Source organism: Aeromicrobium sp. CTD01-1L150, assembly GCF_041951745.1.
GTDB lineage: Bacteria > Actinomycetota > Actinomycetes > Propionibacteriales > Nocardioidaceae > Aeromicrobium.
Map to the genome: position 1 here is coordinate 290,929 of NZ_CP169555.1, position 25,164 is coordinate 316,092.

Annotated in this window: 22 protein-coding genes and 1 pseudogene; 18 read left to right on the plus strand and 5 right to left on the minus strand. The window is 69.4% G+C overall.

Annotated elements, in window-relative coordinates; translation table 11 throughout:
• Window positions 1-99: 99 nt before the first annotated feature.
• Together ACEVFP_RS01420 and ACEVFP_RS01425 are read left to right on the plus strand one after the other, a co-directional pair.
• Complete coding sequence (locus ACEVFP_RS01420; protein WP_375001564.1) at window positions 100-402, plus strand: UxaA family hydrolase; 303 nt, start codon at window positions 100-102, stop codon at window positions 400-402.
• Window positions 381-1,541 carry a UxaA family hydrolase gene (locus ACEVFP_RS01425; RefSeq protein WP_375001565.1) on the plus strand — a complete coding sequence of 387 codons (1,161 nt, stop codon included), beginning with the start codon at window positions 381-383 and terminating at the stop codon, window positions 1,539-1,541. Before ACEVFP_RS01420 ends, ACEVFP_RS01425 begins: the two co-directional genes overlap by 22 nt.
• 82 nt (window positions 1,542-1,623) lie before the next feature.
• Here ACEVFP_RS01425 and ACEVFP_RS01430 read toward each other — a convergent pair whose 3' ends face one another.
• The gene (locus ACEVFP_RS01430) at window positions 1,624-2,550 is read right to left on the minus strand and encodes a FadR/GntR family transcriptional regulator (protein WP_375001566.1); all 927 of its coding nucleotides are present in this window, start codon (window positions 2,548-2,550) and stop codon (window positions 1,624-1,626) included.
• A 104-nt stretch (window positions 2,551-2,654) separates the two neighbouring features.
• Between ACEVFP_RS01430 and ACEVFP_RS01435 the strand changes: the two genes are divergently transcribed.
• The 6 genes from ACEVFP_RS01435 to ACEVFP_RS01460 all read left to right on the plus strand — a co-directional run bounded on the left by ACEVFP_RS01435 (window position 2,655) and on the right by ACEVFP_RS01460 (window position 9,888).
• Window positions 2,655-3,632, plus strand: coding sequence for an NAD(P)-dependent oxidoreductase (locus ACEVFP_RS01435; RefSeq protein ID WP_375001567.1), 978 nt, complete (start codon window positions 2,655-2,657; stop codon window positions 3,630-3,632).
• Window positions 3,629-4,651 carry an Ldh family oxidoreductase gene (locus ACEVFP_RS01440; RefSeq protein WP_375001568.1) on the plus strand — a complete coding sequence of 341 codons (1,023 nt, stop codon included), beginning with the start codon at window positions 3,629-3,631 and terminating at the stop codon, window positions 4,649-4,651. The genes ACEVFP_RS01435 and ACEVFP_RS01440 overlap by 4 nt, the downstream gene beginning before the upstream one ends.
• Before the next feature lie 11 nt (window positions 4,652-4,662).
• Window positions 4,663-7,398, plus strand: coding sequence for a pyruvate, phosphate dikinase (ppdK, locus tag ACEVFP_RS01445; RefSeq protein WP_375001569.1), 2,736 nt, complete (start codon window positions 4,663-4,665; stop codon window positions 7,396-7,398).
• 155 nt (window positions 7,399-7,553) lie between these two features.
• Window positions 7,554-8,204: a histidine phosphatase family protein gene (locus tag ACEVFP_RS01450; RefSeq protein ID WP_375001570.1), complete on the plus strand. Its 651-nt coding sequence runs from the start codon at window positions 7,554-7,556 to the stop codon at window positions 8,202-8,204.
• Window positions 8,205-8,252: 48 nt separating this feature from the next.
• On the plus strand, window positions 8,253-9,128 hold the full coding sequence (locus ACEVFP_RS01455; protein ID WP_375001571.1) for an SDR family NAD(P)-dependent oxidoreductase: 876 nt from the start codon (window positions 8,253-8,255) through the stop codon (window positions 9,126-9,128).
• Between the two features lies 1 nt (window position 9,129).
• Complete coding sequence (locus ACEVFP_RS01460) at window positions 9,130-9,888, plus strand: SDR family oxidoreductase (protein ID WP_375001572.1); 759 nt, start codon at window positions 9,130-9,132, stop codon at window positions 9,886-9,888.
• A gap of 105 nt (window positions 9,889-9,993) precedes the next feature.
• Here the strand turns inward: ACEVFP_RS01460 and ACEVFP_RS01465 are convergent, their stop codons facing one another.
• A complete protein-coding gene (locus ACEVFP_RS01465) occupies window positions 9,994-11,079 on the minus strand; it encodes a homoserine O-acetyltransferase (protein WP_375001573.1) in 1,086 nt (361 codons plus the stop codon).
• 53 nt (window positions 11,080-11,132) lie between these two features.
• Window positions 11,133-12,422 (minus strand): bifunctional o-acetylhomoserine/o-acetylserine sulfhydrylase, encoded by a 1,290-nt coding sequence (locus ACEVFP_RS01470; protein WP_375001574.1) that lies wholly within the window; start codon window positions 12,420-12,422, stop codon window positions 11,133-11,135.
• Window positions 12,423-12,535: 113 nt separating this feature from the next.
• Here ACEVFP_RS01470 and ACEVFP_RS01475 point away from each other — a divergent pair, with 113 nt between their 5' ends.
• Window positions 12,536-12,979 (plus strand): GNAT family N-acetyltransferase, encoded by a 444-nt coding sequence (locus tag ACEVFP_RS01475; RefSeq protein WP_375001575.1) that lies wholly within the window; start codon window positions 12,536-12,538, stop codon window positions 12,977-12,979.
• On the opposite strand, the gene ACEVFP_RS01480 is transcribed toward ACEVFP_RS01475, so the two are convergent.
• Window positions 12,961-14,454 (minus strand): flavin-containing monooxygenase, encoded by a 1,494-nt coding sequence (locus ACEVFP_RS01480; protein ID WP_375001576.1) that lies wholly within the window; start codon window positions 14,452-14,454, stop codon window positions 12,961-12,963. The genes ACEVFP_RS01475 and ACEVFP_RS01480 overlap by 19 nt on opposite strands.
• Window positions 14,455-14,626: 172 nt before the next feature.
• Here ACEVFP_RS01480 and ACEVFP_RS01485 point away from each other — a divergent pair.
• Window positions 14,627-14,935 (plus strand): annotated as a pseudogene (locus ACEVFP_RS01485) (hypothetical protein); the annotation flags it as partial.
• A gap of 240 nt (window positions 14,936-15,175) precedes the next feature.
• Entirely contained in the window at window positions 15,176-16,567 is a 1,392-nt protein-coding gene (gene tnpB / locus ACEVFP_RS01490) for an IS607 family element RNA-guided endonuclease TnpB (RefSeq protein WP_375001577.1), read from the plus strand.
• Between the two features lie 33 nt (window positions 16,568-16,600).
• Here the strand turns inward: tnpB and ACEVFP_RS01495 are convergent, their stop codons facing one another.
• Window positions 16,601-17,920: an ATP-dependent 6-phosphofructokinase gene (locus ACEVFP_RS01495; RefSeq protein WP_375001578.1), complete on the minus strand. Its 1,320-nt coding sequence runs from the start codon at window positions 17,918-17,920 to the stop codon at window positions 16,601-16,603.
• Window positions 17,921-17,997: 77 nt separating this feature from the next.
• On the opposite strand from ACEVFP_RS01495, the gene ACEVFP_RS01500 reads away from it, so the two are divergent.
• The 7 genes from ACEVFP_RS01500 (at window position 17,998) to ACEVFP_RS01530 (ending at window position 25,051) form a co-directional block, all read left to right on the plus strand.
• Window positions 17,998-18,657, plus strand: a complete 660-nt coding sequence (locus tag ACEVFP_RS01500) for an SIMPL domain-containing protein (protein ID WP_375001579.1) — start codon at window positions 17,998-18,000, stop codon at window positions 18,655-18,657.
• A gap of 114 nt (window positions 18,658-18,771) precedes the next feature.
• The gene (locus ACEVFP_RS01505; protein ID WP_375001580.1) at window positions 18,772-19,992 is read left to right on the plus strand and encodes an alpha/beta hydrolase; all 1,221 of its coding nucleotides are present in this window, start codon (window positions 18,772-18,774) and stop codon (window positions 19,990-19,992) included.
• Between the two features lie 61 nt (window positions 19,993-20,053).
• Window positions 20,054-20,662 (plus strand): TetR/AcrR family transcriptional regulator, encoded by a 609-nt coding sequence (locus ACEVFP_RS01510; protein ID WP_375001581.1) that lies wholly within the window; start codon window positions 20,054-20,056, stop codon window positions 20,660-20,662.
• Window positions 20,659-21,450, plus strand: a complete 792-nt coding sequence (locus ACEVFP_RS01515; RefSeq protein ID WP_375001582.1) for a TIGR03084 family metal-binding protein — start codon at window positions 20,659-20,661, stop codon at window positions 21,448-21,450. The genes ACEVFP_RS01510 and ACEVFP_RS01515 overlap by 4 nt, the downstream gene beginning before the upstream one ends.
• A 106-nt stretch (window positions 21,451-21,556) precedes the next feature.
• Window positions 21,557-22,045: a hypothetical protein gene (locus ACEVFP_RS01520; RefSeq protein WP_375001583.1), complete on the plus strand. Its 489-nt coding sequence runs from the start codon at window positions 21,557-21,559 to the stop codon at window positions 22,043-22,045.
• A gap of 31 nt (window positions 22,046-22,076) precedes the next feature.
• On the plus strand, window positions 22,077-23,906 hold the full coding sequence (locus ACEVFP_RS01525; RefSeq protein ID WP_375001584.1) for an acyclic terpene utilization AtuA family protein: 1,830 nt from the start codon (window positions 22,077-22,079) through the stop codon (window positions 23,904-23,906).
• Window positions 23,903-25,051 carry an acyl-CoA dehydrogenase family protein gene (locus tag ACEVFP_RS01530; RefSeq protein WP_375001585.1) on the plus strand — a complete coding sequence of 383 codons (1,149 nt, stop codon included), beginning with the start codon at window positions 23,903-23,905 and terminating at the stop codon, window positions 25,049-25,051. Before ACEVFP_RS01525 ends, ACEVFP_RS01530 begins: the two co-directional genes overlap by 4 nt.
• Window positions 25,052-25,164 lie beyond the last annotated feature (113 nt).

Sequence of the window (25,164 nt, forward strand, 5' to 3'; positions counted from 1 at the left end):
TAGGTCATACCTCTGTCCGCCGATCCGTGCCACGGTGCGCAGTGGTGTGATAGTTTCATCATAAGGTCAGACCACTGACCTGTGAGAAGGAGGTTCACCATGGCAAGCCAGAACCCGCACTTCTTGGCGCATTGCGTCGGAGACGCGGTGGCCGTCGCTGTGTGCGATGTCGAGCCCGGCGACGCCGCCGTCGGGTACCTGGACGGCACGCCGGCGGAGTCCGTGACCGTGAAGTCGAGCGTCCCGCTCGGCCACAAGGTGGCCTTGCTGGATGTCTCATCCGGCGACCGTGTCACCGAGTACACGCTGCAGATCGGAACGGCGAGCACCGACATCGCCAGGGGCGACTACGTCCACACCCACAACGTGAGGAGCGCACGATGGCAAAACAGCGTGGCCTGACCGGTTTCCGGCGAGAGAACGGCGCCGTCGGCGTCCGCAATCACGTCGCGATCCTGCCGGTCGACGATCTGTCCAACGCGGCGGCAGAATGCGTCGCCGCACATGTCCCGGGAACCCTCGCCCTGCCCCATGCCTTCGGGCGTCTGCAGTTCGGCGAGGATCTGGAGCTGACGTTCCGGACCCTCATCGGGATCGGCACCAACCCGAACGTCGCGTCGGTCGTCGTCATCGGCATCGAGCCCAATTGGACTCAGCGAGTCGTCGAGGGCATCGCCAAGAGTGGCAAGCAGGTCCAGGGATTCTCGATCGAGGGATTCGGCGACCTCAAGGTGGTCGAACAGGCTTCCAGGGTCGCGCAGCGGTACCTGCAGGCGGCCTCGGAGATCCAGCGCGAACCCGTTGATCGTTCCGAGATCCTGATCACGACCAAGGACGGCGAGTCCGACACCACGACGGGCCTGGGGTCCTGCCGAGCCACCGCCTACCTCATCGACCGGTGGGTTGATGAGGGCGGCACGGTGGTCTTCGGCGAGACCAGCGAGCTGACCGGAGGCGAGCACCTGATCGCCGAGCGCTGCGTCGATGACGCCGTTCGATCGCGATTCCAGGAGTTCTATGACGGCTACATCGACATGATCGAGTCGACGGGTGCCAACCTGCTGGGGTCGCAGCCCACGCAGGGCAACATCGCCGGCGGGCTCTCGACGATCGAGGAGAAGGCGCTCGGCAACATCGTCAAGACGGGTTCGAAGCCGGTGGTCGGCGCACTCGGGCCCGCCGAAGCGCCCTCCCGGCAGGGTCTGCATTTCATGGACACGTCCTCGGCCGCGGCGGAGTGCGTGACGTTGATGGCGGCCGGCGGGGGTGTGGTGAACCTGTTCCCGACCGGTCAGGGCAACGTCATCGGCAACCCGGTGCAACCGGTCGTGAAGATCACGGCGAACCCGAAGACGGCCGAGAGCATGCACGATCACATCGATGTCGACTGCTCACCGTTGCTCACTGCGGGGCAGTCCCTCGATGAGGCTGGTGAGGGGCTGATCGATCTCGTCGAGCGCACGATCAACGGCCGGGTCACGGCCGCTGAGGCACTCGGACATCGTGAGTTCACCCTCACCAAGCTGTACCGCAGCGCGTAGGCGGATCACTGCAACCGACGAGGCCGGTGCCGGGAGACCACAATCTCCAGGCACCGGCCTCATCGGTGGATCGGCCGCCGGGTCACTCCTTGGCGGACGCGTCGAGCGAACGCGCCGACGTCGCGGCGCCACGCACATGGCGCCGCGCGGCACGCGCCGCGGCGGCGCCGTCGCCGGACAGGATCGCGTCGAGAATCCGACGATGATCGTCCCGGGACTTCTCCAGCCGACCGGGCACCGTCAGCGTGGTCTGCATCCCCTCCGCCAGCATCGTGTTCAGGACGCCCTGTGTCTGTTCAAGGAACCGGTTCCCGGACGCCTGGACGATCTTCAGGTGGAAGTCCATGTCGAGGTGCTGGAGCTCCTCGAAATCAGGAGGCGAGGACTGCGACGCCTCGAGCAGGAGGTCATGCGCTCGTGTGACCCGCTCCAGCGCCGCGACGTTCTGCACCTCGGCCGCCCATCGCGCGGCGGGCACCTCGAGCACCTCCCGCATCGCGAAGAGCTCCTCGGTGCTGTGCATGGCTTCGGACAAGGAGCGGCGTAGTTCCGCGGCGGACCGGGGCTCGGCGACGAAGACGCCCTGACCGTGACGCACGACCAGACGCCCTTCGCTCTGCAGGGTGCGGATCGCTTCACGAAGTGAGGGACGGCTGACTCCCAGGCTCTGGGCCATCTGCCGCTCGGCGGGCAGCCGTTCTCCCGGTGCCAAACCCTCAGCCTCGACCCAGCGAATGATCTCGTCCTTGATGCGCGCTGTGAGTGAGGACTCTCCCAAGCGCTTCCACGGACTCTTCTCTGGAACGGTAGCCACGAACGCCAGTATGCCATCAAAGTTGGTCAGACCACTGATAACCGGCAGTATGTGACGGCTTTTTGTGAGGCGCTCTCGCCGTCCGCCTCGTTGACAACCGGTCGACGGTTGTCCTAGTTTGGCCAGAGGTCTTACCAAAGCTCGTGAGGTGTGGCGATGCGGGAACGCCTGCGCAACGGCCTCGGCGGGAAACACACAGCGCATCACAAGGAGTTGGCCATGAACATCAACTGCATCAGCGCCGTCGGACGACGTGCCCAGCCGCGTCCCGAGACGTCCACGGCCGAGGAGGTTGCACGATGAACGACCGGATCGCGATCGTCGAGGACGTCTGGGGGTCGGTGTTCGAGGACCTCAGCGCCCGCCACACCGTCCTGCGCGAACCCGACGCCTGGTCCGACCCGGATCGACTCGACGAGCTGGTCGGCTCCAGTTCCGTGGTCGTCATCCGCAACCGGACGCAGATGACTGCGGAGCTGATGAAGCAGTCGTCCGAGCTGAAGGTGATCGCTCGCGCCGGAGTCGGTCTGGACAACATCGACCTCGCGGCCGCTGACGACCTCGGCATCGTCGTCGTCGCCGCCCTGGGTGCCAACGCGGCGAGCGTGGCTGAGCACACGCTGGGGCTTGCCCTGGCCGTGGCGCGCCGTGTCGTACCACTTGATCGCGACGTTCGCGCCGGTCAGTGGAACCGGCTCCCAGGGCGGGAGCTTGCGGGCGGCACCTGGGGCTTGCTGTCGGCGGGGGCGACGGCACGTGCCACCGCCCGTCTGGCGCGCGGACTCGGCATGGAGGTCGTGGCCTTCGATCCCTATGTCGGTCACGACGACGCCGAGCTGGCCGAGATCGGCGTGCGCCTCGCGCCGCTGAACGAGGTCGTCTCGGCGGCAGACGTGCTGAGCATCCATCTGCCTGCCACCCCCGACACGGTCGGCCTGGTCGATGAGAGCCTGCTCGCCCGGATGAAGCCTGCGGCCATCGTGGTGAACGCCGGACGCGGAGAGGTCGTCGACGAGACCGCGCTGCACGCGGCGCTCTCGAGCGGCCGTATCCTCGGCGCCGGACTCGATGTCCGCGCCACCGAGCCGCCATCGGCACCGGACCTGTTCCAGGACCTCGACAACGTCGTACTGACCCCGCACATCGCGGGTATTACCGAACAGGCCCAGGACAGGATCATGTCCCTGTTGTGCACCGACATCGACGCAACCCTGTCCGGACGACCAGCTCACTGCCACGTGGGTCGCACCAGCACCCCTCGTGAGGAGAGCCGATGAAGACCACTGTTGCCGAGACCCGTCGCCTCGCCGCCGAACTTCTCGAGCAGGCGGGACTCTCGCGGCGCCGAGCGGAGGCGACGGCCCACGTCCTCACCGTCGCCGAGGTGTGGGAGCTGGGATCACACGGTCTGTTGCGGCTACCGGTCTATCTCGATCGGATCGCTGCCGGAGGCCATCCCGCTGACGTCGACCTCAGGACCGTCACCGACACCGGGCCGTTGCTCACCGTGGACGGACAGGGCGGGCTGGGCCACTGGCAGCTAGCCGACGCGACCTCCGAGGCGGTCAGTCGGGCGCGGCGGTTCGGTATCGCCGGCGTTGCTGTTGCCGACTCCGGGCACTGCGGAGCCCTCGGGGTCTATGCGGCCGAGATCGCCCGCGAAGGTCTGGCCGGCCTGGTGCTCTCCTGCGGGCCCGCGGTGTTGCCTCCCTGGGGAGGTGACGAAAGGCTGCTGTCGACCTCGCCCATCGCCGCCGGGTTTCCGATGCCGGACGGATCGGCGGTCGTTGATCTCGCGCTGACCACCGTCGCACGCGGCAAGATCGCCGCCCACGCTCGGACGGACACGCTGCTGCCCGACGGCTGGGCCCTCGATGCCGAGGGTCAGCCGACCAACGACCCGCATCGGGCTCTGACGGGGATGCTGGCCCCTCTGGGAGGTCCGAAGGGATTTGCCCTGGCCTTCATGGTGGAGGCTCTGACGGCAGGACTCGTCGGCCCGCTGCTGTCCGCCGACGTGCCGGACTTCTTCGACACCCGGCGGCAGGACGAACCGCAGCGCATCGCCCATCTCGTCCTCGCACTGGACCCGGCCAAGACGAGCGGCACCGGCGATCCCGCTGATGTGACCGCACGACTGGCCGACCTCGCCGTCCGGACCACCGATGCTGGGGGCCGGGTGCCCGGATCCCGGCGAGTCCAGCTTCGCGACATCGCCGACACCGACGAGGTGACGCTCGATGGTGACCTCTGGGATGAGCTGCTCGCCCGGCGTGAGCGCCCGGATCACCACTAGAGGGGGAACGGATGTCTCAGTACGTCTACGACTTCTCCGGCGGCAGCATGGCCCAGCGTCACCTCTTGGGTGGCAAAGGAGCCAACCTCGCCGAGATGACCAACCTCGGTCTGCCCGTTCCGCCGGGCTTCACGATCACGACCGACGCATGCAGGGTCTACCTCAAGGAAGGGCGCGAGCCGCACGAGCTGGCCGAGGAGGTCACCGATCACCTCCTCTCCCTGGAGACCACCATGGGACGCCGGCTTGGGGACCCGGCCGACCCACTCCTTGTCTCCGTCCGTTCAGGGGCACCGCAGTCGATGCCAGGCATGATGGAGACGGTGCTCAACGTCGGACTGACTGACAGGTCGGTGGCCGGCCTCGCGGCCGCAAGCGGTGATGAGCGGTTCGCGGCCGACTCCTACCGTCGTCTGCTGCACATGTTCGGGACCACGGTCCTGGGCGTCGACGACGCCGCCTTCGTCGAGACGCTCGATGAGCTCAAGCGTCGGCGGGGGGTCACCGACGACACCCAGCTCGACGCCGACGACTTGAGGGCGCTGGTGGATGCCTATCACCAGATCATCGGCTCGGGCGCCGGGCGTGTCTTTCCGCAGGATCCACGTGAACAGCTCGACCTCTCGGTGCGGGCGGTCTTCGGCTCGTGGAACACCCAGCGCGCGATCCTGTATCGCCGGCACGAGGGCATCGCCGACGACCTCGGCACGGCGGTGACCGTCCAGGCGATGGTCTTCGGCAACAGAGGTCCCTCCTCGGGCTCGGGTGTCGCGTTCACCCGGGATCCCGCAACCGGACGCCGTGGCGCCTACGGGGACTATCTGCAGAACGCCCAGGGGGAGGACGTCGTCGCCGGCATCCGCAACACGGTGCCGCTGGAGGAGCTCGCCCAGGTCGACCCGGTTTCACACGACGAGCTCACCGGGATGATGGGGCGCCTGGAGAAGCACTACCGCGACCTGTGCGACATCGAGTTCACCATCGACGACGGGAAGCTGTGGATGCTGCAGACCCGTGTCGGCAAGCGCACTGCCGAGGCGGCGTTCCGTATCGCGGCCGAGATGGTCGATGAGCGTCTGATCGATCGTGATGAGGCGCTCCGTCGCGTCACCGGCGAGCAGCTCGCGCAGCTGATGTTCCCGCAGTTCGCCGACTCCTCCTCGCGTCAACCGATCGCCCGCGGTGTCGCAGCCTCGCCCGGCGCCGCCACAGGGGAGGCCGTGTTCGACTCGGCGACCGCCAAGAGGCTGGCGGCACAGGGGCGCGATGTCATCCTGATCCGTCGGGAGACCACGCCGGAGGACCTGCCCGGCATGACCGTTGCGCGGGGCGTGCTGACCAGCCGCGGCGGCAAGACCTCCCATGCTGCGGTGGTCGCGCGAGGCATGGGTCGGGTCTGTGTCTGCGGTGCCGATGAGCTCGACATCGACGTCGCCGCCCGGTGCATGGGTCTGCCGGACGGCACGGTGGTTCGAGAAGGCGACCCGCTCTCCATCGACGGCATGACAGGGGAGGTGTTCAGCGGCCACCTCCCGGTCACGGACTCGGTCGTGCTGCGTTCACTCGCCGGTGACCACGGTGACCACGGTGACCACGGTGACCACGGTGACCACGGTGACCACGGTGACCACGGTGACCACGGTGACCACGGTGACCACGGTGACCACGGGCTCGTGGGCGCCGTGCGTCGTCTGGTGGCTCACGCGGACGCAGCAAGGCGACTGTCGGTCCGAGCCAACGCCGATACTGCCGATGACGCGCGGACTGCCCGCGAGCTCGGAGCCGAGGGCATCGGTCTGTGTCGGACCGAGCACATGTTCCTCGGCTCGCGACGCCAGCTCATCGAGGACCTGATTGTGGCCGACGGCGCCACCGAGCAGCAGGCGGCGCTCGATGCGCTGCTTCCGCTGCAACGTGCCGACTTCACCTCCATCTTGGAGGCCATGGACGGTCTGCCGGTGACGATCCGGCTCATCGACCCGCCGCTGCACGAGTTCCTTCCCCATCGGGACCTCATCTCCGATGAGCCCGACTCCGATCGACGGCAACGTCTGGCAGCGACGCTCGACCGTCTCCGGGAGGAGAATCCGATGCTGGGTCTACGTGGCGTGCGGCTCGGGTTCACCATTCCGGGCCTCGTTCACATGCAGGCCCGAGCCGTGTTCGAGGCCGCCGCTGACCGTGTCACGATCGGCGGCGACCCGCGGCCCGAGATCATGGTGCCGCTGGTCGCGACCGCAGCGGAGCTGGCGGTGATTCGTCGTGAGATCGAGGGCATCGCCGTGGCAGTGGAGGCCGAGCGCGGTGTCACGTTGCGCCACCGGATCGGCACCATGATCGAGGTCCCGCGGGCGGCGCTGACCGCCCACGAGATCGCGTCGTCAGCCGACTTCCTCTCCTTCGGCACCAACGACCTCACCCAGATGACCTGGGGGCTCTCCCGTGACGACGTGGAGGCATCGTTCCTGCCCACCTACCTTGACCAGGGGATCTTGACGACCTCTCCGTTCGAGACCATCGACGCTGACGGAGTGGGCGCACTGATCCGCACCGCCATCGAACAAGGCCGTGCTGCAGATGACGCCCTCGGTCTCGGGGTGTGCGGCGAGCACGGCGGCGACCCGGCCTCGGTGCGGTTCTTTGACGATCTCGGCCTCGACTACGTGTCCTGCTCGCCGTACCGGGTCCCGATCGCACGTCTGGAGGCCGGCCGTGCCGCGTTGATGGACCGATCAGACGCGCCCTGACCACGGAGGGACCTTCACGGGGGAGGAGAGCGGGTTCCTCCCCCGTGAAGCAGGAGAATCCGTGGTCAGAGGTCGAGGGCGACGTACGTGGTCTCCTGGAACTCCCGCATCCCGGCGTAGCCCCCTTCGCGACCCAGGCCGGTTAGGCTCCCGGCGTGGGCGCCATACATCTGATCCGGCACGGCCAGGCCTCCTGGGGTGCTGAGGACTACGACCAGCTCTCCGACCGCGGGACGCAGCAGGGGTCCTTGCTCGGCACGTCGTGGGAGGCAGGGGACTGGGCTCCCACGCACAGCGTCGCCGGGTCGCTGCGCCGCCACGCCCAGACCGCGGTCGCCGCGATCGATGCCTGCGGGACGGGCGACGGCTACGACGTCGACGCCGGTTGGGACGAGTACGACGTCAGCGTGCTGCTGCAGGCCGTGCGAGAGCAGAGCGGCGGGCGTGAGGTCGCCCCGCGGGAGTTCCAGCCGTTGCTGGACGCCGCGCTGATGCGGTGGATCGACGGTGAGGAGGGGCTCGGATCGAGCTTCGCGGAGTTCAGCGACGCCGTGCTCGGGGCCCTGGAGCGTACCGTCGCGCGGGCCGGGCAGTCCGGGGAGCAGGTAGCAGTCTTCACCTCCGGCGGGCCCATCGGACTGGTGGTCTCGCACCTGCTGGCCGGTGACGCCTCGTTGTTCGTGCGGCTAAACGCCGTGGTGGTCAACGCCTCGGTCACGACGATCATCGTCGGCTCCACCGGTGCCCGGTTGCTGACCTTCAACGAGCACGGGCACCTCCCGCGCGACCTCGTCACCTTCCGTTGACCCCGACTCGCCGCTGACCACGCTTCGGATACCGTTAGTATCTGAATCATGAAGCTCACCTCCGCCTCGCGAGTCCTGGTCACCGGTGCCGCCTCCGGCCTCGGCCTGGCCCTCGTCACGCAGCTCGCCGGGCGCGGGTGCCGGGTGCTCGCCACCGACGTCCACGCCGACGTCCCGGCGTCCCTCGCCCCCCTCGACGGCGTCACGTACCGCACGCTCGACGTCACCTCCGACGTGGACTGGCTCGCCGCGCGCGACTGGGTCGAGGAGCAGTGGGGAGGCCTGGACGCGCTGTTCAACAATGCGGGCGTCGCGGCCGGTGGGCGCATCGAGCTCACCGAGATGGACCAGTGGCAGTGGATCGTCGACATCAACCTGCTCGGCGTCGCTCGTGGCTGCCGCACGTTCGTCCCGATGATGAAGACCGCCGCCTCGGCGGGGGTGCCGGGCCTGGGGGAACCTCCCAGCACGGAGCGCAGCGGAGTGCTTGGGGGAGGGCGGCAGACGACAGCGGTCCTGGTCAACACCGCCTCGGCCGCCGGGCTCATCCACCCGCCACGGATGAGTGAGTACAACGCCGTCAAGGCCGGCGTGGTGGCGCTGAGCGAGACCCTGCGGCACGAGCTCAAGCCGTTCGGCATCCAGGTGAGCGTCGTGTGCCCGACGTTCTTCAAGACCAACCTCACGTCGTCGATGAGAGGCAAGGACGAGGCGGCGCAGGCGTCGGCGGCCAAGCTCATCGACGGCTCGCGTCGCACGGCCGACGACATCGCCACCGTGGTCCTCGCGCAGGTCGACAGGGGCACCCACATCGTCCTGACCGACCGGGAAGGGCGACTCGCCTACGCGGCGAAGCGGTTCCTGCGGCCGCTCTACTACCGTGAGATGGCCAAGGCGGCCGTACGCATGGCTCGGAAGGACTGACGTGCGCAAGAACATCCTCATCACCGGGGCGAGCTCCGGGCTGGGCGCGGAGATGGCCCGCCAGTTCGCCGCCAAGGGCCATCACCTCGCGCTGACGGCGCGCCGGGTCGAGAAGCTCCAGGAGCTGCGCGCCGAGATCAACATGGCCCACCCCGACATCCACGTCGTCGTGCACGCTCTCGACGTCAATGACCATGACGCGGTCTTCGCCGTGGTCGAGCAGTGCGCCGACGACCTGGGTGGCCTGGACCGGATCGTGGTGAACGCCGGGCTCGGCAAGGGCGGGCGCATCGGCACCGGCAAGTTCCACGCCAACCGGGAGACCGTCGAGACCAACATCGTCGCTGCCCTCGCGCAGTGCGAGGCCGCGATGGGGCACTTCTACGAGCGCGGCGCGGGGCACCTCGTGGTCGTCTCCTCGATGTCGGCGATGCGTGGCCTGCCGGGTTCCGTCACGACCTACGCCGCCACCAAGGCCGCGGTCGCCCACCTGGCCGAGGGCATCCGGATGGACCTGATGAAGCGCAAGGGTCACGACATCGCCGTCACCACGCTCTTCCCCGGCTACATCGCCTCGGAGATGAACGAGGGCGTCGAGCAGGAGGTCAAGCTCATGGTCGACACCGAGACAGGGGTCCGCTCCATGGTCAAAGCGATCGACAAGGAGGTCGGTGACGCCGCCGTCCCCGGCTGGCCCTGGGCCCCGCTCGGACAGGTCATGAAGCACGCCCCGCTGGGCATCGTGCGCAGGCTCATCTGACGTCCCGACGTCCTCGGCGGCCGAGCCCCGTGCTGACCACGGCACGGGTCCGCCCAGGAGCTCAAGGCAATCGGGAGGACGGTTCGCCCGGTGGGGCCTGCCGATTCAGTCGAGCAGGGCCGCGGCCAGGGCGCCCACCTGCTCGGACTCCACGAGGAACCCGTCGTGGCCGTGCGGGGAGGTCACGACGTCCAGTCCCTCGGCGCCGGGGATGAGCTCGGCGAGCTCGCGCTGCTGGTACAGCGGGTAGAGCCGGTCGGAGTCGATGCCGGCCACCACGGTGCGGGCCGTGATACGACCCAGGGCCTCGGCCACCGAGCCGCGGCCCCGCGCGACGTCGTGGCTGTCCATGGCCCGCGTGAGCCGCAGGTAGGAGTTGGCGTCGAAGCGTCGCACCAGCTTGGCTCCGTGATGCGCCAGGTACGACGCCACCGCGAACTGTTCCGTCTGCCGCCCGGAGCCCGGCACCCCCGCCGGGGCGTCGGGGGGCTGGAGGTCGCGTCCGAACCGTTGGGCCAGCTCGGCCTCGCTGCGGTAGGCGATGTGCGCGATACGTCGGGCGAGGTCGAGCCCGGCCGCCGGTGCGGCCTCGGCGTCGTAGTAGTCGCCCCCCGCGAAGTTGGGGTCCTGCAGGATCGCCGCCTGCTGGGTCGTGGAGAGTGCCACCTGCTCCGCTGACGCCGCAGCCGACGTCGCCAGCAGGAAGAGCCGCTCGACGCGCTCAGGATGCTCGATCGCCCACTCCAGGGCGCGCATCCCGCCGGCGGAGCCGCCGATGACTCCACGCCACCGCTCGATCCCGAGCCTGTCGGACAGCGCCACCTCGGCCGCGACCTGGTCGCGCACCGTGAGGTCAGGGAAACGGCTGCCCCAGGCGCGTCCGTCCGGTGCCACGCTCGCCGGACCGGTCGTCCCCTGGCAGCCGCCCAGGATATTGGCCGCGACGACGAAGAAGCGGTCCGTGTCGATGGGGCGGCCGGGCCCCACCACCGCGTCCCACCACCCGGGGGAAGGATGGCCGGGCCCCTGCGGCCCGACGACGTGGGAGTCGCCGGTGAGCGCGTGCAGGATCAGCACTGCGTTGTCACCCGTCGGGTGCCCCCACGACTCGTAGGCGATGCGGACGTCGGGCAGCGTCACGCCAGACTCGAGCGTCAGTGGGCCGATGTCGACGAACTGCCGTCCGCCCACAGGCTCGCCCTCACGCCACGCGCCGGTGACGTGAGGGCGAGCCTCCTGGGTGGTCACTTGGCCGCGCGCAGGCCCGCGTCCAGGTCGGCCAGGATGTCGTCGATTCCCTCCAGCCCCACGGCCAGACGTACCAGGCCCGGGGTGACACCGGTGGCCGCGTGCTCCTCCGGCGTGCCCTGCGAGTGCGTCGTGCTGGCGGGGTGGATGGCCAGTGAGCGCACGTCGCCGATGTTGGCCACGTGGCTGAACAGCTCCAGGGAGTCGATGAAGCGACGCCCGGCATCGATGCCGCCCGGCAGCTCGAAGGTCAGCACGGCGCCCGCGCCCTGGGGCGTGTACTTGTCGGCGAGTGCCTTGTAGGGGTTGCCCTCCAGCGACGCCCACGTGACCTTGTCGACGTCGGGACGGGCCTGGAGCCACTCGGCGACCTTGCGGGTGTTCTCGACGTGGCGCTCCACCCGCAGGCTCAGCGTCTCCAGGCCCTGCGCCAGCAGGAAGGCGTTGAACGGCGCAATGGCCGGGCCGACGTTGCGCAGGTACTGCACCCGCAGCTTGGCGATGAACGCTGCCGGGCCGAGCGCCTCGGCGAAGACGAGCCCGTGGTAGCTCTCGTCCGGCGTGGTGAACCCGGGGAACTTCTCACCGTGGGCCCCGTAGTCGAACGTGCCCCCGTCGATGACGACGCCGGCGATCGCCGTGCCGTGCCCGCCGATGTACTTGGTGGCCGAGTGGACCACCGTGTCGACCCCGTGCTTGAGCGGGTTGAGCAGGTACGGCGTCGCGACGGTGTTGTCCACGATGAACGGGACGGCGACCTCCTTGGCGACCGCCGAGATCGCCTCGAGGTCGAGGATGTCGCCCTTGGGGTTGCCGATGGTCTCGCCGAAGAAGGCCTTGGTGTTGTCCTTGGCCGCAGTGCGCCATGCGTCGGGGTTGTTGCTGTCCTCGACGAACGTCACCTCGATGCCCAGCTTCGGGAAGGTGTGGCGCAGCAAGGCGTCGGTGCCGCCGTAGAGGCTGGTCGAGGCCACGATGTGGTCGCCCGCCTCGGCGACGTTGGTCAGCGCGCCGGTGGTGGCCGCCTGGCCGGAGGCGAACAGCAGCGCTCCGACGCCACCCTCGAGCGCCGCCAGGCGCTGCTCGACCGCGTCCTGCGTCGGGTTCATGATGCGGGTGTAGATGTTGCCCGGCTCAGCGAGGCTGAACAGGTCGGCCGCGTGCTGGGTGTCGCGGAACTGATAGGACGTCGTCTGGTAGATCGGCAGCGCACGGGCGCCGGTGGTGGGGTCCGGCTCCTGGCCGGCGTGGATCTGCTTGGTCTCGAACGACCACTGCTCGCTCATGAAGGCTCCTGGAGTGCGGGGGAGGGACGATTCTCCGTCAACCATGACATCCCGGGGTGGAAGCGAGACGACGTCTTGCGATGCGAGAGGAACCTGGGTGCGACGATGGACCGGTGCAGGTGGTCCGCGCGGTCCCGGGGGATGAGGAGCTGCTGGCGTCATTGGAGCAGGACGCCACCGAAGCGGCGTTGGCCCATGTCTTCGGCGGGCCGTACCCGCTCGATGCGGTGTGTCGACGGTGGCGCGACGAGCTGCTCGAGGACACCGTGGTGGTGCATCTGGCCTGTGACCCGGAGCCCGTCGGCTACCTCGCTCATGACACCACGACCCTGCTGCACCTCGGCGTCGTTGCCCACAGACGGGGGACAGGGCTGGCCGACGATCTCATGGCGCTCCTGCCGGCCGACGTCGCCCAGCTGTGGGTGCTCGATGCCAACGCGCGCGCCCGGCGGTTCTACGAGCGCCGCGGCTGGCTCCTTGACGGACGTGTGCAGCCCTGTGAGTTCACGCCGTTCCCGCTCGAGCTGGGCTACAGCCGTCAGGACGCGAGGTCGTAGTCCTCCAGCGGGAACCGGTGCGCCTCGCGGAAGGCGTTGAGGGTCGAGGTGGGCCGCAGCAGCGTCGCCTCGCCGTGCTGGTTGAAGTAGTAGCTGCGTGAGGTCGCGCAGCTGCCGCGCAGGAAGACGGAGTCGTCGAGCCGGCGCGTCATGCGCTCCAGGAACCGTGCGTTGGCCTGCTCGGTGACCTCGAACGTCGTGGCCCCACGGCGCTGCATCTCGCCCAGGAGCCGGTCCATGTGCGCCATCTGCGACTCGATCGTCGTGAAGTAGGACAGGCCGGAGTAGGAGTACGGGCTGTTGAGCGAGAAGAAGTTCGGGAACCCGGGCACGCTGACGCCCTCGTACGCCTGGAACCGCGACGTCCGCCAGAACTCGCCGAGGTCCTTGCCGCCGGCGCCGACGATGCGCAGCGCAGGGAAGTTGGTGTCCCACAGGTTGAAGCCGGTGGCGAGCACGAGCGTGTCGATCTCGTGACGTGTTCCGTCGGTGGTGACCACGGCGTCCGGCTCGATGCGCTCGATCGACGTCGTCTCGAGCGTGACGTCGTCACGGTTGAACGTCGGGAAGTAGTTGTTGGAGAACGTGGGCCGCTTGCAGCCGAACGTGTAGTCCGGGGTGAGCTGACGGCGTAGCGCCGGGTCCTTGACCTGCTTGTGCAGGTGCCGGGTGGCCAGGCGCTCGGCGCCTCGGTTGAACACCGACAGCCGGCGGAACTTCAGCACCCCGGTGACCATGATCGCCTCGAGCACGGCCGAGCCCACGTGGCGGGCGACCCGCTGGGTGAAAGGCAGCTTGGCGTACAGGCCCTGCAGCGGGCGAGGTACGGGGCCGTCGAGCTTGGGGGTCACCCAGATCGCGGTCCGCTGGAACACGGTGAGGTGCCGGGTGGCGGGTGCGATCTCGGGGATGAGCTGGACGGCCGTCGCGCCGGTGCCGATGACGGCCACCCGCTCGTCGGTGAGGTCGTGCTCGTCGTCCCAGTCGGCGGTGTGCAGGACGGTGCCGGCGAAGTCGTCGACGCCCTCGATGTCGGGCCGTCGGGGCTGGGACAGGAAGCCGGTCGCGGTGAGCAGGAACCGTGCGTGGAGCTCGTCGCCGTCACGGGTCGCGACCGTCCAGTGCCGAGCTCGCTCGTCCCATGCGGCCTGCTCCACGACCGTCCCGAAACGCATGATGCGGCGCAGGTCGTACTTGTCGGCGACGTGGAGCGCATAGCGCTTGAGCTCGGTCCCCGGGGCGTACAGGCGGGACCAGTACGGATTGGGCTCGAAGGAGTAGGAGTACGTCGCCGAGGGGATGTCCACGGCGAGGCCGGGGTAGTGGTTGACGTGCCAGGTGCCGCCGAGATCGTCCTCGCGCTCGAGGATCACCAGGTCGTCCAGTCCGCGACGACGCAGTGCGATGGCCGCCCCCATGCCTCCGAACCCGGCTCCGACGATGACGGCGTCGTGGACATGTGGCGTGGCGGCCATGGCGGTCTCCTCATCCAGATACTGACGGTATCTGAATGAGTGAACACCACCCGCGGGATGCGCGCAAGGGGGTTTGAGCAGTTCAGGTAATAGTGAGTGATACCTAGCGTACGGACGTTCTAGTGCGTGCGCTGGTGCTGTGAGCTTGACTGAGTGGGCGCGTGCGCAGGGCATCGAGCACCGGGACCGGCTGGGCCGGATGAACACTGAACTGGTCGAGTCCGCACTCGCGGCGCATGGCAGGCGGCTGGTGGTCCTCGACGACGGCGAGGTCGACGACGATCTGGTGCGCGACATGGTGGAGGTGTTGACCTCGTTCTGCGCCCGCCTGTACGGGCGCCGCTCGACGCGGAATCGGGCGTTGAAGGCCGTCGGCTGCGCGCAACGCGACATCGGCCCCCAGGCTGCCCAGGCCGGGGACTGTCGGTGCTGGAAGGCAGGATACGAGCCGTGGCTAGATCAGCGAAGATGGGTGAGTTGAAGCGGGCGGCACAGCAGCTGGGTGTCACCAGCACCGCCCTTCGCCAGCACGGCTGGAAAACCGCCTCCCCCGGACGCATTCAGGCGGCCAAGGATGATCCGCCCGGCTGGCTGGTCACGGCACAACAGAGGCAGCGCGAGAAGCGAGCACGACAGCGCCACAAGCGAGCACTGAAAAGCACGGCCATCCATCGGCGATCTCGCCCAAGAGGCCTCGCCCACCGCGCATTCGGCGGTGGCGATGGCTAGGTTCGAGATCCCGGACGGGTGGACGGTGCAGGCGTTCCAGTTCACCTTGGACTGCACCGATGAGCAGGCGGCGTGTGTGCGGCGTCAGTTCGGTGGCCGGCGGAAGGCCCGGAACTGGGCTGTCGCGGCGTTGAAGGCCGACCTCACTGCGTATCGGGAGACGGGCGTCGAGACTGAGAAACCGTCCCTGGCCGGTCTGCGGAAGCGATGGAACCGGGTCAAGGACGCCGAGTGTGTCGACGCCGAGACTGCTGAGGTGTGGTGGCCGGAGATATCCAAGGAGGCGTTCGCCGATGGCATCCGCGCGGCGGTGGATGCCTACTGGAACTGGCAGACCTCCCGGGCAGGCAGGCGCGACGGCAAGCGGGTGGGGTTTCCGAGGTTCGCGAAGAAGGGCCGTGACCGCGATCGGGTCACCTTCACCACCGGAGCCATCCGGGTCGAGCCCGACAGGCGGCATGTGACGCTGCCTAGGATCGGGACTGTCCGGGTGCATGAGAACGCTCGGCGACTGGAACGACTCATCGGCAAAGGCAGGGCCCGGATTCTCGCGGCCACGGTGTCGCGGAAGGGCCCCCGGCTGGTGGTGGCGTTCCGGGTCCTGATCCAGCGCCCCCAGCAGCCCCGCGTGAAGCCCCCGAGGTCTCGGGTTGGGGTCGACGTCGGGGTCCGGGTCCTGGCGACTGTCGCCGACAGCGACGGCGAGATCATCGAACGAGTCGAGAACCCACGCCCCCTCGAAACGGCGCTGAAGGAGTTGCGGCACCTGGGTCGGGAACGGTCTCGCCGCACCAACGACTCTGCCCGATACCGGCAGACACAACGCAAGATCACGCGCCTGCAACGCCGGATTGCGGACATCCGTGGCCACCACATCCATGTCCTGACCACGAGGCTCGCCAAGACCCACGGCGAGATCGTGGTCGAAGGATTGGATGCTGCCGGGATGCTCCGCCAGAAGGGCCTGTCCGGTGCCCGCGCCAGGCGGCGTGCTCTGTCGGACTCGGCCCTGGGTGAGACCCGCCGTCAGTTGGCCTACAAGACCGTCTGGTACGGGTCGAGGCTGGTGGTCGCCGACCGCTGGTTCCCGTCGTCGAAGAGCTGCCACCACTGCCATGTGGTGCAGGACATCGGCTGGGCCGAGCACTGGCAATGCCACAACTGCGGCACGGCGCATCAACGCGACGACAACGCTGCCATCAACCTCGCGCGCTACGAGGAAGCCAGCCCCGCTGGCGCTAGCGTCGTCGGCCCAGTCGGGGCCGCCGTCAAGCGTGGAGCCGACCGTAAGACCGGGCCTCGCTCGGCAGGTGGCCGTGAAGCGCGGAAGGGAAGCCATCAGAAGGTGGCCGAACAACCCCGAGACGGGGTGCTGGTGGGATGAGCACTATCGCTCACTCATCGGCAACGGTGTGGGTCAGCCCATGCGGAACGGCTGGGCCGTGGACTCCATCACGCTCAGCCACAGGTCGCCGTCGGGGTGGACGCTGTGCGAGCGGCTCGTGACCAGTGGGATCGGCACGTGCACGAACCGGTGACGCCGCCGCCCGACGACGACGTCGGTGCGTCCTGCCATGGCGGCGTGCACGGCGGTCTGCGCCAGGCGTGCGCAGAAGACCGAGTCCGAGGCGTCGGCTGCCACCGAGCGGATCTGGTACCCGGGACTGAAGAAGCGCATCGTGTGCTGCAGGCCGACCTGCTCGAAGTGGGCCGAGATCCGCCCACGCAGGTACCCGCCGATGTCGCCCAGCGCGCGGTTGCCCGAGGCGTCGGTCGCCTCGCTGGAGGTCAGCAGGTGCTGTCCGGCGCCCTCGGCGAGCACCACCACGACGTTGCCGCGCTCGCGGACCCGCTGCTCCATGAGGGCGAGTAGGCCGTCCTCGCCCTCGAGCCCGAACTCGACCTCCGGGATGAGCACGAAGTCCGCGTCGTGGTTGGCCAGGGCGGCGTAGCAGGCGATGAAGCCGGCATGGCGGCCCATGACCTGCACGAGGCCGATGCCGCCGACGGTGGCCTCCACCTCGACGCGGGCGGACTCGATGGACTCCGCCGCCTTGCCGAAGGCGGTGGCGAAGCCGAAGCTCTGACCGATGAGCGGGATGTCGTTGTCGATGGTCTTGGGCACGCCGACGACCGCGATCGGCAGCTCGCGCCGCCGCAGCTCGTCGGTGAGGTGGTGCGCACCCCGCATGGAGCCGTCGCCGCCGATGACGAACAGCATGTCGATGCCGAGCTCCACGAGGCGGTCCGCGATCGCCGAGACGTCCTGTGCGCCACGGGACGTGCCGAGGATGGTCCCACCGCGCTGGTTGATCGTGGCGACGAGGTCCGGGGTCAGCTCGATGGGCTCGGGAGCGGCGCCGGGGATGAGACCGGCGTAGCCGTGCTGGAAGCCCAGCACGTCGTGCACGCCGTAGTGCTCGGCGAGCTCCAGCACGATGGCGCGGATGACGTCGTTGAGCCCGGGGCACAGGCCGCCGCACGTGACGATGCCAGCCCGCGTCGTGGCGGGGTCGAAGAAGATCTGCCGCCGCGCGCCGCCGGTCTCGAAGGTCGGCAGCTCCTCCAGGGGCAGTCCACGGCGTCGCACGAGCTCGACGGTGTCGTCGTAGAGGACGCGGTCGTCCTCCGCGACGTAGTACTCGTTCGTGTCCCGACCGCCCACGTAGTGCGCCAGCGGCGACTCGAGGGTGCATGGACCGAGAGTGCGGACCTCGAGGTCGGCTCGCGTCACCATGGCTCAATCGTAGGGACGCACCACGGGGGGAGGTCATGCGGCTGTCGGGCGGCCACGGGGTCGGGCACGATGGGGCCATGAGCTTGCAGATCACCGTGCGGGGCACGGCCGAGGGACATCACCCGGCCGAGCGGGCCACCGTGGAGATGGCCGCGGCCGTGGAGGGGCCGGACAAGGAGGCGGTGCTCCAGGAGGCCGTCGGTCTGCAGGAGCCCCTGGCCCAGCAGCTGCGTTCCCTCGCCGATCGCGGTGCGGTGACCACGTGGTCGAGCGATCAGCTCCAGGTCTTCAGTCGTCGTCCGTGGGACGGCGGCGTGCAGTCGCGAACACCGGTGCACACCGCGCGACTGCGGGTCCGGGCGGAGTTCGTCGACTTCGAGCGGCTCAACGGATTCATCGAGCATTGGGCGGGGCATGCCGGCATGGAGGTCAAGGGCGTGGCCTGGGAGGTCACGGCCAAGAACCGCCGGCTCTACGAGGCCGAGGTGCGCAAGGCGGCCGTCGACGACGCCGTCGTCAAGGCGCAGGCCTATGCCGATGCGTTGCGGCGTGGCCGGGTGGTGGCGGTCGAGCTGTCCGACCCGGGCATGCTCGACGGTGCCGCAGGTGTCGATCCGCCGGTGCCGATGGCGCGGTTGGCCGGCGCCGCAGCGGACGGGGGCGACGGTTCGCTCGCCCTCGAGCCGGAGGAGATCGTCATCCGGGTCGAGGTCGACGCCCGTTTCCGCGCTGACTGACCGCCCCCGGGGCTCGGTGCCGAACCTGTCGCGACGGCGTGCGTAGCCCGTTGACCTGCGGCGATCCAGCAGCCGAGCATTGGCCCGGATGCATACCGGAAGTATGCTCGCGCCATGTTCTGGACGTCTTTGCGCCGGCGGGTCAGCTCGCTCGTGCGACGACCCGTGGCCCTGCGGCCCCGACGCGTGCGCGTCGCGGTGCCGGGGCGACGCCGCGAGTTTCGCGTGGCGCACGAGGATGTCGTCATCCACGAGGAGTCGAGCCTGCGGGCCAAGGCACTGGGCCGGGCGGCGCGCGTCGTGCTCAAGCCCGTGCTGCGCTTCGCGCCGCTCAACGACCGCACCCTGGCGACGCTGCGCTCCATCGACCGGCTCTCGGCGCGCGGCCCACGCTCGCGCTACGTCGAGCCGGTCGCCTTCGAGCTCGGCGGTGTCCCGGTGGAGTCCATGACGCACCGCTACGGTCCGTCCAGCGCCATGACGGTGCTGTACCTGCACGGCGGTGGGTTCTTCTCCTGCGGGATCGAGACTCACCGGCGCATCTGCGAGCGCCTGGCGCTCTACACCGGCGGCACCGTGATCTCGGTGGAGTACGTCCAGCTTCCGGACGGGGCGGTGGCCGACTCCGTGGCCGACGCCATCAACGCGTACGAGGCCCTGCTGGAGATGGTCGAGGATCCGGGCAGGATCGTCGTGGCCGGCGACTCCGCTGGGGGCTACCTGACGATGAAGGTGGCCGAGCTGGCCGCCCGCCGTGGGCTCCAGCCCCCCGCCGCGTTGCTCGGCTTCTCGCCGTTGCTGAGCCTGGATCCCGACGTTGCCAAGGACAGCGTGCGGCGAGTCGCCCGGGTCAGGGACGCCTACCTGCCCGTGCGTCGCGTGGCGCTGGTGCGCGAGCGGTGGACGCCAGCCGGGTCCAGCATCGAGGGCTCGGAGTCCCCGCTGGAGGCGGTCGACCTCATCGAGTCGCCGACCTTCCTCGTGGGCGTGGAGGACGAGATGCTCCGCCCGGAGATCGAGGCCATGGCGCTGCTGCTCAGCGAGCGCGGCGTGGAGGTGGAGACGCACCTGTGGCGCGGGCAGGTGCACGCGTTCCCCGTACTGGTCGACGCCCTGCCCGAGAGCAGGCAGGCGCTCAAGCTCGCCGCCGACTTCGCTCGTCGTGCGGTGGGTGAGTCTGAGCTGCACCGGGATGCTGGCGGACCCAGGCACGAGGAGCCGATCGTCGGCGAGATCGTCGACGAGCCCAGCACGGAGGACGACGACGTCATCGACGTCGAGCTCCAGGACACCGAACGCGACTCCCGGCGGCGCTGGTTCTTCCAGGCCGGCTGAGCGTGCGGGCAAGAAACAAGCAGGCTTGACGGTTTTGTGGCCGGCGCACCATGATGCGTGAGTGAGCACCTCTCGCACGCCGCAGTCAGAGCGCACGGCAACGATGCGCCTGCGTCTCATGGAGGCGACCGTCGAGAGTCTCGTGGAGCTCGGCTGGTCGGGCACCTCCACCACCGTCGTGAGCCGACGGGCCGGAGTCAGTCGCGGAGCGCAGCTGCACCACTTCCCGACCAAGCAGGACCTTGTCGTCGGAGCGGTGGAGCACCTCACCGAACGGCGGCGCGACGAGCTCACCCGAGCAGCCCGCGACCTGCCCGAGCACGGTCGCACCAAGGCGGTGCTGGACGTGCTTGCCGCCCAGTTCACGTCACCGGTCTTCTTCGCCGCGCTCGAGCTGTGGGTGGCCGCCCGCACCGACGCGGAGCTGCACGAGGCGGTCGCACCACTGGAACGTCGCCTCGGACGGGAGACCCATGCCCACGCGGTGCAGCTGCTGGACGTCGATGAGACGCGCGGCCGCAACCGGGCCCTCGTCCAGGCCACGCTCGACCTCCTGCGGGGGCTCGGACTGGCCGCTTCCCTGAGCGATGACACGGCCCGACGCGCGTCGATCCTGGACGCCTGGGCGCACACTCTTGAGACCGAGCTGGAAAGGGGCGCGATCGCATGACCACGCTGGAGGACGTCCTCGCTGATCTGGAGGCCGAGAGCGCGCAGCTGCAGGACTGGGTGGCGCCGCTCGAGGCCGACCGATGGGCCACGGTGACAACTCCCGAGGGATGGACCGTTGCGCACCAGATCGGCCATCTCGCATGGACCGACGAGGCCTCGTGTGCCGCCATCAAGCAGGATCCCGCCTTCGCTGCGGGGATGAAGGCCGCCGCGGCCAACCCCACCGGGTTCGTCGACGAGGGCGCCGAGCAATGGGCCGCCAAGGAGCCGGCCGCCCTGGTCCAGGCCTGGGAGGCGGGGCGGCAGCGTCTCGCCGAGGCGCTGCGCGCCGTCCCGGAGGGGGAGAAGATCGCGTGGTTCGGCCCCCCGATGAGCCCCACCTCGATGGCGACGGCGCGAATCATGGAGACGTGGGCCCACGGGCACGACGTCGCGGAGGCGCTCGGCATCACCCCGCCCCGGAGCGACCGATGCCGACACGTGTGCCACATCGGCATCCGGACACGGGGGTTCGCCTACCTGGTGCGCGGGCAGGAGGCGCCGGCCGTCGACGTGCACGTGGCGCTCACCGCGCCGTCGGGCGAGCTGTGGACCTGGGGGCCGCTCGATGCGCCGGAGCGGGTGACCGGTTCGGGGTACGACTTCGCCCTGCTCGCCACGCGCCGCCGCCACCTGGACGACGTCGACGTGCACGCCGAGGGGGAGCACGCAGCGCACTGGCTGACCATCGTCCAGGCCTTCGCCGGCCTGCCCGGCAACGACCCGCTGCGGCTAGCCGACCGCTGAGCCAGTGATCGACCCGGCATTCGTCTTTCTCGGTGCCCTGCTGTCGATGGTCGGCAGTGCGCGCCATGCGTGGCTCACAGTGCGAGGTAGGACTCAGCCGAACCGGGTGTCGTGGTTCCTGTGGGCCGCGGTGCCCATCGTCGGATTCATGGCGCAGCTGGACGAGGGAGTCGGTCCGCCGGCGGTGCTGACCTTGTCGATCGGTGTCGGTCCACTCATCGTCTTCCTCGCCTCGTTCGTCAATCCGCGCAGCGTGTGGCGTCTCACGAAGTTCGACCTGTGGTGCGGTGCCCTGGCCGTGGTCGCCCTGATGGTCTGGCTGGGCCTGGGTGAGGCAGCGACCGCGGTGCTGTTTGCCGTGGCAGCCGATGCTGCGGCGGCGATCCCGACGGTGCGCAAGGCGTGGCGAGCCCCGGTCACCGAGAGCCCGGTGGTCTACGTGCTCTCTGGTCTGAACGGGGTGATTGCCCTGCTGACGATCCGCGAGTGGAATCCAGCGACGTACGCGTTCCCGGTGTACATCGTCTGTCTGACGGCGATCCTGACGGCGCTCATCGTCAGGGCCCAGCCTCGGGCCATAAACAAGCAGGCTTGACTGTTTGTTGATTCGCGGTCATGCTCGGGGCGTGACCATTCGTGTGGGCAACTGCTCCGGCTACTACGGCGACCGGCTCTCCGCGATGCGCGAGATGCTGGAGTCGCCCGAGCCGCTCGACGTCCTCACCGGGGACTACCTCGCCGAGCTGACGATGCTCATCCTCGGCAAGGACCGGATGAAGGACCCCTCCCTCGGCTACGCCAAGACGTTCGTGCGGCAGATGAGCGAGTGCATGGCGCTGGCCAAGGAGCGAGGCGTGCGCATCGTCAGCAACGCCGGCGGGCTCAACCCGGCCGGTCTCGCCGAGACACTGCGCGGCCTCGCCGCCGAGCAGGGCCTGGCCCTCGACATCGCTCACGTCGAGGGCGACGACCTGCACGAACGCGCCGACGAGCTCGCCCAACAGATCGGGCAGGGCAGCGACGTGCTGACCGCCAACGCCTACCTCGGCGCCTTCGGCATCGCCGCAGCCCTCGAGGCCGGTGCCGACGTGGTCGTCACCGGCCGTGTCACCGATGCCTCCGTCGTCATGGGGCCGGCCATCTGGGCCCACGGCTGGGGGCGTGAGGACCACGACGCCCTCGCCGGCGCCCTCGTCGCCGGACACGTCATCGAGTGCGGCACGCAGGCCACCGGCGGAAACTTCAGCGGATTCACCGGCATCGACATCTCCTGTCCCCTCGGCTTCCCCGTGGCGGAGATCGACGCCGACGGGTCGAGCGTCATCACCATGCCGTCCGGCACCGGGGGAGCGGTCACGGTCGACACCGTCACCGCCCAGCTGGTGTACGAGATCCAGGGCCCCGCCTACCTCAACCCCGACGTCGTCGCGCACCTGGACACCATCGAGCTGAGCGACGAGGGCGAGAACCGCGTCCGCATCGATGGCGTCCGCGGCAGTGCGCCACCGCAGGACACCAAGGTCTGTCTCAACATGCTCGGTGGGTTCCGCAACAGCATCCAGCTGCTGCTCACCGGTCTGGACATCGAGGCCAAGGCGAAGTGGGTGCGCCGCCAGGTCGAGGAGGGCCTCGCCGCCTCGCCGCCCGATGAGATCGTCTGGACGCTGGATCGCACCGACGTCGTGGACCCGCCTTCGCAGGCCGCCGCGACGTCGATCCTGCGGTGCGACGTCAAGAGTGCCGAGCCCGACCCGGTGGGGCGGGCCTTCAGCGACGTCGCCGTCCAGCTGGCACTCGCCTCCTATCCCGGGTTCACACTGACCGCGCCGCCCGGCCGGGGTGCGCCCTTCGGCCTCTACCGCGCCGGCTACGTGCCCCAGAGCGACGTTCCGCACGTCGTCGTCCACAGCGACGGCCGACGCGAGGACATCGCCGCGCCCGAGGTCACCGCGGCCCCCGGACCCGATGTCGAGGGCGGGACGGTCGGCGCCGCGACCGGTGGCACGGGCGGTGCCGGGGACGCGGTCGAGAGTGAGGCTGGCGCCTCCGCCGGGACCACCCGCAGCGTCCCCCTGGGAAAGCTCGTCCACGCCCGCTCGGGCGACAAGGGCGGCAACGCCAACATCGGAGTCTGGGTGCCGGCCACGCATCCCGCGCGCGAGGCCGCAGTCACCTGGCTGCTGGCCACCCTCACGCCCGAACGCGTCCGCGCCCTGCTGCCCGAGGCACGCGACCTGGACGTCGACGTCCACCCGCTGCCCAACCTCGGCGGCGTGAACATCGTGGTACACGGACTCCTCGGTGAGGGCGTCGCGTCGTCGACGCGGCTCGACCCGCAGGCCAAGGCCGTCGGCGAGTGGCTACGCGCCCGCGACGTTCCCGTGCCGGAGGCCCTGCTCGACCTTGCATCCGAGGCGCCAGCGGTCGGCGCAAGCGCAGAGAAGGTGCTGCCATGACGTGGGAGACACCGGAGCGACAGGCGCTACGCACGGCCGTCGAGGCGTTCACCGAACGCGAGCTCGTGCCGCACCTCGCGCAGTGGGAGGACGACGGCGAGCTCCCGCGCTCGCTGCACCGCACCACGGCCGAGGCCGGGTACCTCGCCGTCGGATACCCGCAGGAGGCCGGAGGCGCGGGCGGTGACGTCGTGGATGCGTGCATCGTCACCGAGGCCATGCTCGCCGCCGGGGGTTCCACCGGGCTGCAGGCCAGTCTGTTCACCCACTCCATCGCCGTGCCGCACATCATCGACTCCGGCAACACTGCCCTCATCGAGCGCTACGTCCGGCCGACCCTGGCCGGCGAGCTGATCGGCTCGCTCGCCGTCACCGAGCCCGGCGGCGGGTCGGACGTCGCGGGCCTGCGCACCCGGGCCGTGCGCGACGGCGACCACTACGTCGTCAACGGCGCCAAGACGTTCATCACCTCCGGTGTGCGCGCCGACTTCGTCACCACGGCCGTCCGCACCGGTGAGGAGGGCCACGCGGGCATCAGCCTGCTCGTCGTCGACAAGGACACGCCCGGGTTCACGGTCTCCAGGAGTCTGCGCAAGATGGGCTGGCACTGCTCCGACACCGCCGAGCTGGCCTTCGACGACGTCCGGGTGCCCGTGGAGAACCTCGTCGGGGAGGAGAACGGCGGCTTCTACCTCGTCATGCAGCAGTTCGTGGGGGAGCGGCTCGGCCTCGCCGTGCAGTCCTACGCCACCGCCCAGCGCGCCCTCGACCTCGCCGCGGCGTACGCCCGAGAGCGGGACACGTTCGGACGTCCGCTCATCACCCGCCAGGTCATCCGGCACAAGCTCGTCGAGATGCACCAGCGCACGGCCGCCGCCCGCGCCCTCACCCGCGCTGCCGTCGAGCGCTCGCTCACGACGTCCAAGACGGACCCGTCGCTCATCCTCGACGCCGTCACCGCCAAGAACGTCTCCGTCGCGGCCGTCGAGCACGTCGTCCACGAGGCCGTGCAGATCTTCGGCGGCATGGGATACATGCGCGAGTCCGAGATCGACCGTCACTACCGCGACGCGCGCATCCTCGGCATCGGTGGTGGCGCCACCGAGGTCATGAAGGACCTCGCCGCCAAGTTGCTGGGGTACTGAGATGCCTCGTCCCAGCAGCCCCACGCGTATCGCTGATTCCCATGACGTCATGGGAATCAGCGACGCGTCCCGTTCATTGGTGCTTGCGCCACCGAATGAGCGCCCATTCGGTG

Coding starts and splice junctions, on each gene's coding strand:
- ACEVFP_RS01420 (WP_375001564.1), top strand. CDS start 100: ATGGCAAGCCAGAACCCGCACTTCTTGGCGCATTGCGTCGGAGACGCG.
- ACEVFP_RS01425 (WP_375001565.1), top strand. CDS start 381: ATGGCAAAACAGCGTGGCCTGACCGGTTTCCGGCGAGAGAACGGCGCC.
- ACEVFP_RS01435 (WP_375001567.1), top strand. CDS start 2,655: ATGAACGACCGGATCGCGATCGTCGAGGACGTCTGGGGGTCGGTGTTC.
- ACEVFP_RS01440 (WP_375001568.1), top strand. CDS start 3,629: ATGAAGACCACTGTTGCCGAGACCCGTCGCCTCGCCGCCGAACTTCTC.
- ppdK (WP_375001569.1), top strand. CDS start 4,663: ATGTCTCAGTACGTCTACGACTTCTCCGGCGGCAGCATGGCCCAGCGT.
- ACEVFP_RS01455 (WP_375001571.1), top strand. CDS start 8,253: ATGAAGCTCACCTCCGCCTCGCGAGTCCTGGTCACCGGTGCCGCCTCC.
- ACEVFP_RS01470 (WP_375001574.1), bottom strand. CDS start 12,422: ATGAGCGAGCAGTGGTCGTTCGAGACCAAGCAGATCCACGCCGGCCAG.
- ACEVFP_RS01480 (WP_375001576.1), bottom strand. CDS start 14,454: ATGGCCGCCACGCCACATGTCCACGACGCCGTCATCGTCGGAGCCGGG.
- tnpB (WP_375001577.1), top strand. CDS start 15,176: ATGGCTAGGTTCGAGATCCCGGACGGGTGGACGGTGCAGGCGTTCCAG.
- ACEVFP_RS01495 (WP_375001578.1), bottom strand. CDS start 17,920: ATGGTGACGCGAGCCGACCTCGAGGTCCGCACTCTCGGTCCATGCACC.
- ACEVFP_RS01500 (WP_375001579.1), top strand. CDS start 17,998: ATGAGCTTGCAGATCACCGTGCGGGGCACGGCCGAGGGACATCACCCG.
- ACEVFP_RS01505 (WP_375001580.1), top strand. CDS start 18,772: ATGTTCTGGACGTCTTTGCGCCGGCGGGTCAGCTCGCTCGTGCGACGA.
- ACEVFP_RS01515 (WP_375001582.1), top strand. CDS start 20,659: ATGACCACGCTGGAGGACGTCCTCGCTGATCTGGAGGCCGAGAGCGCG.
- ACEVFP_RS01530 (WP_375001585.1), top strand. CDS start 23,903: ATGACGTGGGAGACACCGGAGCGACAGGCGCTACGCACGGCCGTCGAG.